The sequence below is a fragment of the Streptomyces sp. NPDC023481 genome, assembly GCF_055560195.1.
Genome location: NZ_JBVHJE010000004.1, coordinates 86397 through 97025, shown reverse-complemented (window position 1 = coordinate 97025; position 10629 = coordinate 86397). Strand labels below are relative to the sequence as shown.

General features: G+C 73.3%; 1 pseudogene. It reads left to right on the top strand.

Annotated elements, in window-relative coordinates:
• Window positions 1-37: 37 nt before the first annotated feature.
• A pseudogene (locus tag ACZ3ZD_RS10650) lies at window positions 38-10609 on the top strand (SDR family NAD(P)-dependent oxidoreductase); the annotation flags it as partial.
• Window positions 10610-10629 lie beyond the last annotated feature (20 nt).

Here is a 10629-nt window from a genome sequence, read left to right as displayed (position 1 = left end):
GGCGAACGAGCAGGAACTCCGCGAATACCTCAAGAAGGCCATCGCCGACGCGCGTGACGCGCGCAGGCAGCTGCGCGAGGCCGAGGACAGGGCACAGGAGCCGATCGCGATCGTCGGCATGGCGTGCCGGTACCCGGGCGGTGTGTCCTCTCCCGAGGACCTGTGGGAGCTGGTCGCGGGCGGGGTGGACGCCATCAGCGAGTTCCCGTCCAACCGGGGCTGGGACATCGAGAAGCTCTACGACCCCGACCCCGAGCGGCCGGGAACGTCGTACGTCCGCGAAGGCGGCTTCCTGCACGACGCGGACCTGTTCGACCCGGAGTTCTTCGGCATGTCGCCGCGCGAGGCGACCGCCATCGACCCCCAGCAGCGCCTGCTGCTGGAGACCGCCTGGGAGACCTTCGAGAGCGCGGGGATCCTGCCGGCCGGGCTGCGCGGCAGCCGCACCGGTGTCTTCACCGGTGCGATGTACAACGACTACGGCTCCCGCCCCCACCTGCCCGCCGAGGGCAACGAGGGCTACCTCTTCAGCGGCAGCGCCGGTTCCATCGCGTCGGGCCGGATGGCGTACACCTTCGGTCTGGAGGGCCCGGCCGTCACGGTCGACACGGCCTGCTCCTCCTCGCTGGTCGCCATGCACATGGCCGTCAACGCGCTGCGCAACGGCGAGTGCGACCTCGCGCTCGCGGGCGGTGTGGCCGTGATGTCGACACCGACGGCGTTCGTGGAGTTCTCCCGGCTGCGTGGTCTGTCGACCGACGGTCGCTGCCGGTCCTTCTCCGACGACGCCGACGGCACGGGCTGGTCCGAGGGCGTCGGCCTGCTCCTCGTCGAACGACTCTCCGACGCGCGGAAGAACGGCCACCGGGTCCTTGCCGTCATCCGGGGTACGGCGGTCAACCAGGACGGCGCCAGCAACGGCCTGACCGCACCCAACGGCCCCTCCCAGGAGCGGGTCATCCTCGCCGCGCTGGCCAACGCGGGCCTGGGCACGAGCGACGTGGACGCCGTGGAGGCGCACGGTACGGGCACCCGTCTGGGCGACCCGATCGAGGCGCAGGCGCTGCTCGCCACGTACGGCCGGGGACGTCCGGACGGGCAGCCGCTGTACCTGGGCTCGCTCAAGTCGAACATCGGTCACGCGCAGGCGGCGGCCGGTGTCGGCGGTGTGATCAAGATGATCGAGGCCATGCGCCACGGGGTGCTCCCGCGGACGCTGCACGTGGGGAAGCCGTCCAGCCATGTGGACTGGGACGCGGGGGCGGTGGAGCTGCTGACCGAGGCGCGGGAGTGGCCCGCGGTCGAGGGCCGGCCCCGCCGTGCGGGCGTCTCCTCCTTCGGTTTCGGCGGGACGAACGCCCACGTGATCATCGAGGAGCCCCCGGCCACCGCCGAGGAGCAGGACGCCCCCGAGCAGGCCGCGCTGCCGGTGATCCCCTGGGTGCTGTCGGGCAAGAGCGTGCAGGCGCTGCGCGATCAGGCGGCGCGGCTGGTGACACACCTGGAGGCCCAGCTGGGGCTGTCGGCGCAGGACGTCGCCAGGTCGTTGGCGACGGAGCGGGTGGCGTTCGAGCACCGTGCGGTGGTGACCGGCGCCGACCGTGAGGAACTGCTGGAAGGCGTGCGTAAGTTGGCGCACGGCGACGCTGTCCGCCCGGTGCAGGCACACCGCTCCGGTAAAACGGCGTTCCTGTTCACCGGTCAGGGCGCGCAACGACTCGGCATGGGCCGACAGCTCTACACCGCCTTCCCCGCCTTCGCCACAGCCTTCGACGAGGTCGCCACCGCCCTCGACGCCCACCTGCCCCGCCCCCTGAACGACATCCTCACCGACGCCGAGACCCTGCACCGCACCGAATACACCCAGCCCGCCCTGTTCGCCATCGAAGTCGCCCTCTTCCGACTCCTGCAGTCCTGGGGCATCACCCCCGACCACGTCGCCGGCCACTCCATCGGCGAACTCGCCGCCGCCCACGCAGCCGGCGTCTTCTCACTCACCGACGCCGCTCGACTGGTCACCGCACGAGGACGACTCATGCAAGCCGCCCGCGAGGGCGGTGCGATGGCCGCCGTCCAGGCCACCGAAGAAGAGGTCACCGCGGCGCTCGCCGAGGAATCGGGCGTCATCGCGGTGGCCGCGGTCAACTCACCGCTGTCCACGGTCGTCTCCGGTGACACCGAGGCGGTGGAACGGCAGGTGGCCCGGTGGCGGGAGCAGGGCCGCAAGGCCGTGCGCCTGACCGTCTCCCACGCCTTCCACTCCCCCCACATGGACGACATCCTCGACGAGTTCCGCCAGGTCGCCGCCACCCTCACCTACCACCCACCCCGCATCCCCCTCGTCTCCACCCTCACCGGACGCCCCACCACCACCGACGAACTACGCACCCCCGACTACTGGACCGACCAGATCCGCGGCACCGTACGCTTCACCGACGCCCTCACCTCCCTCCACGAAGCCGGAACCACCGTCTTCCTGGAGATCGGCCCCGACGCCGTCCTCACCGCCCTCACACAGGACACACTCCACGACACCACCACCATCCCCCTCCTACGCCGCGACCACGACGAAACCCGCAGCCTCCTCTCCGCCATGGCCCAGGCGTTCACCGCGGGCCTGCCGGTCGACTGGCACGCCTACCTCCGTCCCGCAGCCGCAGCCCCGGCACCCCTGCCCACCTACGCCTTCCAACGCGAGCGCTACTGGCTCGACCCCGTCGACGCCTCTGCCGACGCCGAGGGGCTGGGTCTGAGGGCCGTCGGGCACCCCATCCTGGGTGCCTCGCTGGGTCTGGCCTCACGGGACGAGTACGTGCTGACCAGCCGCATCTCGCTGCGCACCCATCCCTGGCTGGCCGACCACACGGTCCTCGGCACCACGATGCTGCCCGGCACCGCGTTCGTCGAGCTCTGCGCGCGTGCGGGCGAGCAGACCGGCGCCTCCCGTGTGGAGGACCTGACCCTGTCGGTGCCGTTGGTGCTGCCGAAGCGGGGTGGTGTGCAGGTCCAGGTCGTCGTCGGTGAGGCCGATGACGCCGGGCGCCGCGGGGTGGAGGTGTACGGGCGGCCCGAGCCGGAGGACTCGGACGGCGGTGCCGGGGACGGCGGCGAGGGCGCGTGGACGCTGCACGCCCGCGGGCGGCTGGCCCCTGCGGAGGTGTCCGGCGGCGAGTCGCTGACGGTGTGGCCGCCGGCGGGTGCGCGCGAGGTGCCGCTGGACGGTGTCCACGAGCGTCTGGAGGAGCTGGGTTACGCCTATGGTCCGGCGTTCCGCGGGCTGCGGCGGGCCTGGCTGGGCGAGGGCGAGGTGTTCGCCGAGGTCGCCCTCCCGGAGGCGCTGCGCGCCGAGGCGGGGCGTTACCTCCTGCACCCGGCACTGCTGGACGCCGCCCTGCACACCCTGCTGCCCGGCGTGGTGGACCCCGACCGGGAGGCCCTCGTGCCCTTCGGCTGGGAGGGTGTCACGCTCCATGCGGTGGGCTCCGGAACGCTCCGGGTCCGCTTCTCCCTGGACTCCTCCGACACCGTCGGTCTGACGGTGGCCGACGGTTCCGGTGCGCCGGTGGCGACCGTCGCTTCGCTGGTGCTGCGTCCGTTGTCGCGGGAGGCGCTGCGGGGCGCTGCGGCCGCGGGCGGCCGGGACGGATTGTTCGGAGTGCGGTGGAAAGCCCTGCCGGACGCCGGCACCACCCCGGCCACGACACCGGCCCCCGACCAGACCGAGGTCCTGGAAGTCGTCTCCGCAGGACGCTCCACACCCCAGGTCCTGCACGAAACCCTCCACCGCATACAGCAGTTCCTGACCGACGAGGCCAACGCCGACCGCACCCTGCTCGTCGTCACCCGCGGCACCCTGGCCGTCACCGGAGAAGACGTCACCGACCTCACCGCCTCCGGCGTGACCGGACTGGTCCGCGTCGCACAGACCGAACACCCCGGCCGCATCGTCCTGGCCGACCTCGAGCCCGGAGCCGACCTCGACACCCCGCGGATCCTCGGCACCGGCGAACCCCAACTGGCCATACGCGCCGGAATCACCCACGTTCCCCGCCTGACCCGCACGACCGCCGGCACCGGCACCGGCACCGGCACCGGACGCACCGTCAACTGGGACCAGGGCACCATCCTGATCACCGGCGCCACCGGAACACTGGGCACGGTACTGGCCCGCCACCTGGTCACCACCCACGGCGCACGCCACCTCCTCCTCGTCAGCCGACGCGGCCCCCACGCACCGGGAGCCACCGAACTCAAGGACGAACTCCACGCCCTGGGAGCCCAGGTCACCCTCGCCGCCTGCGACGTCTCCGACCAGGAAGCAGTCACCGCACTGCTCGCCACCATCCCCGCCGACCACCCTCTGAAGGCAGTGATCCACACCGCGGGAGTACTGGACGACACCGTCCTCACCGCCCTGACCCCCGAACGCCTGGACACCGTCCTCAAACCCAAGACCGACGCCGCGTGGAACCTCCACCAGGCCACCCTTGACCGGCACCTCGACGCCTTCGTCCTCTACTCCTCCATCGCCGGCCTGATCGGCAACGCCGGGCAGGCCAACTACGCCGCCGCCAACACCTACCTCGACGCCCTCGCGCAACACCGCACAGCCCACGGGCTGCCCGCCACCTCCCTCGCCTGGGGCCTGTGGAACCAGACCAGCACCCTCAGCGGCGAACTGAACGAAACAGACCTTCAGCGCATCAAGCGCCTGGGGCTCCTGCCGCTGCACGCGGAGGAGGCGATGGAGCTGTTCGACGCCGCCCTCGCGGGCAGCGAACCGGTCCTCGCCGTCAGCCGCATCGACACCGCGGCCCTGCGCGCACGGCACGAACCGCCGAGCCCGCTCCTGCGCGCCCTGGTCCCCGCCGGACCGCGACGCGCGAGCGACGCGCGGGGCGCGGCCGCCTCTTCGCCGGCCGAGCGCCTGGGCAGCCTGTCCCCGGAGGAACGGGAGCAGGCCCTGACCGACCTGGTACGAGCCCAGGTCGCCGCGGTCCTCGGACACGCCGACGCCACAGCCGTCGACGTCCGACGTGCCTTCCAGGACCTGGGCTTCGACTCCCTGACCGCCGTCGAACTGCGCAACCAGCTCAACAACGCCACCGGACTGCGCCTGCCGAGCACCCTCGTCTTCGACCACCCCAACCCCGCCGCCCTCGCCGCACACCTGGCGTCCGAACTGTCCGGCGGCGAGGAGGTCTCCGGGGCGGTCGCCGTCACCGCGGACTCCGCCTCCACCGAGCCGATCGCGATCGTCGGCATGGCGTGCCGGTACCCGGGTGGTGTGTCCTCTCCCGAGGACCTGTGGGAGCTGGTCGCGGGCGGGGTGGACGCCATCAGCGAGTTCCCGTCCAACCGGGGCTGGGACATCGAGAAGCTGTACGACCCGGACCCGGACCGGGTGGGCACGTCGTACGTCCGCCAGGGCGGCTTCCTGCACGACGCCGACCTGTTCGACCGGGAGTTCTTCGGCATGTCGCCGCGCGAGGCGACCGCCACCGACCCCCAGCAGCGCCTGCTGCTGGAGACCGCCTGGGAGACCCTGGAGAACGCGGGCATCGTCCCGGCCGGGCTGCGCGGCAGCCGCACCGGTGTCTTCACCGGTGTGATGTACCACGACTACGCCACCGCCACCGGGTCCGTCCCGGAGGAGCTGGAGGGCTATCTCGCCGCGGGCAGCGCGGGCAGCGTCGCCTCCGGCCGGCTGTCGTACACCCTCGGTCTGGAAGGCCCGGCGATCACGGTCGACACGGCCTGCTCCTCCTCGCTGGTGGCCCTGCACATGGCCGCGGCCGCGCTGCGCAACGGCGAGTGCGACCTGGCGCTCGCCGGCGGTGCCACAGTCATGGCCACGCCCACCACGTTCGTGGAGTTCTCGCGTCAGCGTGGTCTGTCCGCCGACGGCCGCTGCAAGTCCTTCTCCGACGACGCCGACGGCACCGGCTGGTCCGAGGGCGTCGGCCTGCTCCTCGTCGAACGCCTCTCCGACGCCCGCAGGAACGGCCACCAGGTCCTGGCCGTCATCCGGGGCACGGCCGTGAACCAGGACGGCGCCAGCAACGGCCTGACCGCACCCAACGGCCCCTCCCAGGAACGCGTCATCCGGCAGGCCCTCGCCAACGCCGGCCTGAACACCACCGACATCGACGCCGTCGAGGCACACGGCACCGGCACCCGCCTCGGCGACCCCATCGAAGCCCAGGCACTGCTGGCCACCTACGGACGAGGACGACCAGACGGCCAGCCGCTGTACCTCGGCTCCCTCAAATCCAACATCGGCCACTCACAAGCAGCAGCCGGCGTCGGCGGCGTCATCAAAATGATCGAAGCCATGCGCCACGGCACACTCCCCCGGACCCTGCACGCCGACAACCCCTCCAGCCACGTGGACTGGGACGCCGGTGCCGTCGAACTGCTCACCGAAGCACGGGAATGGCCCACGACCGACGGCCGGCCCCGCCGCGCGGGCATCTCCTCCTTCGGCATCAGCGGCACCAACGCCCACGTGATCATCGAGGAGCCCCCGGCGGTCACGGTGGGGCAGGGATCCGTCGAACGCACCGAACTCCCCATCATCCCGTGGGTGTTGTCGGGGAAGAGCGTGCAGGCGGTCCGTGACCAGGCGGCGCGTCTGGTGACACACCTGGAGGCCCACCCCGGCCTGCCGGCACACGACGTCGCCCTCTCCCTGGCCACCGAACGCACCGCGTTCGACCACCGCGCCGTCGTGACCGGCACCGACCACCAAGAACTCCTGCACGCCACCAGGCAGTTGGCCGAGGGTGGCGGTGCCCAGCCGTCCCAGATCCGCCGCTCGGGCGGAACGGCGTTCCTGTTCACCGGTCAGGGCGCCCAACGACTCGGCATGGGCCGACAGCTCTACACCGCCTTCCCCGCCTTCGCCACCGCCTTCGACGAGGTCGCCACCGCCCTCGACGCCCACCTGCCCCGCCCCCTGAACGACATCCTCACCGACGCCGAGACCCTGCACCGCACCGAATACACCCAGCCCGCCCTGTTCGCCATCGAAGTCGCCCTCTTCCGACTCCTGCAGTCCTGGGGCATCACCCCCGACCACGTCGCCGGCCACTCCATCGGCGAACTCGCCGCCGCCCACGCAGCCGGCATCCTCTCCCTCCCCGACGCCGCACAACTCGTCGCCGCACGAGGACGACTCATGCAAGCCGCCCGCGAGGGCGGTGCGATGGCCGCCGTCCAGGCCACCGAAGAGGAGGTCCGTGCCTCCCTCCTCCCCCACGGCGGACAACGCGTGGCCATCGCCGCCGTCAACGGCCCACGCGCCACCGTCATCTCCGGCGACGAAGACGTCGTCACCGAAGTCATGGAGACCTGGCGCGCCAAGGGCACCCGAGTCAGCCGCCTGACCGTCTCGCACGCCTTCCACTCCCCCCACATGGACGACATCCTCGACGAGTTCCGCCAGGTCGCCGCCACCCTCACCTACCACCCACCCCGCATCCCCCTCGTCTCCACCCTCACCGGACGCCCCACCACCACCGACGAACTACGCACCCCCGACTACTGGACCGACCAGATCCGCGGCACCGTACGCTTCACCGACGCCCTCACCTCCCTCCACGAAGCCGGAACCACCGTCTTCGTAGAGATCGGCCCCGACGCCGTCCTCACCGCCCTCACACAGGACACACTCCACGACACCACCACCATCCCCCTCCTACGCCGCGACCACGACGAAACCCGCAGCCTCCTCTCCGCCATGGCCCAGGCGTTCACCGCGGGCCTGCCGGTCGACTGGCACGCCTACCTCCGTCCCGCAGCCGCGACCCCGGCACCCCTGCCCACCTACGCCTTCCAACGCGAGCGCTACTGGATGGAGCGCAAGGCGGGCACGCCGGGCGAGGAGGGGCGCGGATGGGGTTCGCTCGGTCATCCCCTGCTCGCCGCGAAGGTCGAAGCGGCGGGCGGCGACCAGGTGTTGTTCAGCGGCCGGATCTCCGTCGGGACGCATCCGTGGCTGGAGGAGCACGCCGTCCTGGACGCCCCCGTGCTGCCCGCCGCCGCGCTCGTGGACCTCGTCGTACGCGCCGGTGACGAGCTGGGCCTCGGCACGCTCGACTCCCTCACCGCGCACACCCCGCTCGTGCTCGCGCCGACGGCCGAGACGGAAATCCAGCTCGCCGTGACCGGTACCGGCGAACCGGGCCCGCGTCCCTTCACCCTGTACGCCCGGCCGGCCGAGGAGGGCGCCCGCTGGACCGCGTACGCGGACGGCACCCTGTCCGCCGCCGCCGAGCCGGTGGGCCCCGTCGGTGACGACAGCGGTACGAAGGTGACGCTCGCCGACGAACTGCTGCCGGACGCCGTCCGCTACGGACTGCACCCGGAGCTGCTGGAGGCGGCCCTCCGCGCGGTGGAGCAGGCCGGCGCGGTCTCCCCGGCCCGGCCGGGCACCGCTCTCGTCCCCGCCGAGTGGCACGGCGTGCGGCTGCACGCGAGCGGCGCCACGGTCGTCCGTGCCGGATGGCAGGCCGTGGACGAGCGCACCGTGGCCGTCCGGCTCACCGACGCCGCCGGCGAACCGGTCCTCACCGTCGGCCGGCTGGTCTTCCGGGACGTGCCGTACGACCGGTTCGCCGCCGCCGGCCGGGCGGCCCTGCCGCTGTACCGCACGGAGTGGGGCACCGCCGAGCCGCCGGCCGCCGGGACGTCCCTGCGCTGGGCCGTGGTGGGCTCCGGCGACGGCGGGAGCACCGGCCCCGTCTACCCGACCCTCGCCGAAGCGGCGGAGGCCGTCGCGGCGGGCGCCCCCGTCGACGGCCTGCTCGTGTGGGCCGACGGCGCGTCGGGCACCGAAGTGGTCGGCGGCCTGCATCAGCGCACCCGTGACGCCCTCGTCCTGGTCCAGGCGTACCTGGCCGACGAGCGGCTCGTGAACGTCCCGCTGGCCGTGGTCACCCGCGGTGCCGTCACCGTCGGCGCCGAGGAGGTCACCGACCTGGCCGGTGCCGGAGTGCGGGGTCTGCTGCGCTCCGCCCAGGCCGAGGCACCGGGCCGGATCTTCCTCCTCGACCAGGAACGGCGGCCGGACGGCGGGGGCGAGCCGCACGAGCTCGACGCGCTGCTGTCGGCGGTCGTCGCCGCCGGCGAGCCCGAGGCCGCCGTACGCGACGGCGAGCTCCGCGTGCCACGCCTGCGCCGCCACGGCGCCACGGCCGCCCCCGCGCAGTCCGCTTCCGGCCCGTCCGTCCCCGGCTTCACCAAGTCCCCGGAAGGGACCGTCCTCATCACCGGCGGCACCGGTGCGCTGGGCGCTCTGGTCGCCCGCCGCCTGGTGGCCGAGCACGGCGTACGGCACCTGCTGCTGCTCGGCCGGGAGGGCGCGGCCGCAGCCGGCGCCGAGGCGTTGGCCGCGGAGTTGGCCGGGGCGGGTGCCACGGTCACCGTCGCCGACTGCGACGCGGGCGACCGTGCCGCGCTCGCGGCCGTCGTGGACGGCATCCCCGCCGAGCACCCCCTCACCGCGGTCGTCCACACCGCGGGCGTCCTCGACAACGGGCTGATCGCCGATCTGACCGCACCGAACCTGACCGGGGTCCTCGCGGCCAAGGCCGATGCCGCCTGGCACCTGCACGAGCTGACGCGGGACCGGGACCTGTCCGCCTTCGTCCTGTTCTCGTCGAGCGTGGGCGTCCTCGGCGGACCGGGGCAGGCCAACTACGCCGCCGCCAGCGCGTTCCTCGACGCGCTCGCCGGGCTGCGGGCCGCGCAGGGCCTGCCGGCCACGGCGATCGGCTGGGGCCTGTGGGACCCCGCCGAGATCGGCGGCGGCATCAACGCCGGTCTCGGCGAAGCGGGCCTCAAGCGCTACACCAGGGAAGGCTTCCGGCTCATCTCCGCCCAGGAGGGCCTCGGTCTGCTCGACGCGGCGGTCGCGGACGGCGCGGCCCAGCTGGCGGCCCTGCCATTGGACCTCGCGGCCCTGCGGGCACACGGGCGGGTACCGGCGGCGCTGCGCGACCTGGTCCGCGTGCCGGGCCGCCGGGGCGCCGCGCACGGCGCGGACGTCACGGGCGCCGCCGCCGGCCGGGTCCCGCTGCGGGAGCGGCTGGCCGCCCTGCCCGCCGAGGAGCGCGAGCCCATGGTGCTCGACTTGGTGCGCGGCGAGGTCGCGGCGGCGCTCGGGCACGCCGGAGCCCACGAGGTCGCCGCCGAACGGGCCTTCCAGGACCTCGGCTTCGACTCGCTGACCGCCGTCGACCTGCGCAACCGGCTGACGGCCGCCACCGGGCTGCGGCTGCCCTCCACGCTGGTCTTCGACCACCCGAACCCCGAGGCGCTCACCACGCACCTGCTGGGCCGGCTGGACCTGGGCGACGCACCGGGCGGGCCCTCCGCCCTGGCCGAGCTCGACCGCCTGGAGGCGGCCCTGCTCGGCGCGGACGCGCCCGGCGACGAGCGGACCCGCTCCGCGGTCGCCGCCCGGCTCAAGGAGTTGCTGGGGCGGATCACGCCGGCGGACACGCCCGAAGACGGCCCGTCGGATGCCGCCGAGTCCATCGAGACTGCGACGGCGGACGACCTCTTCGCCTTCATCGACAACCAGCTCGGCCGCTCCGCCGGCTGAACCTCGGCGGGAGCGCCCCC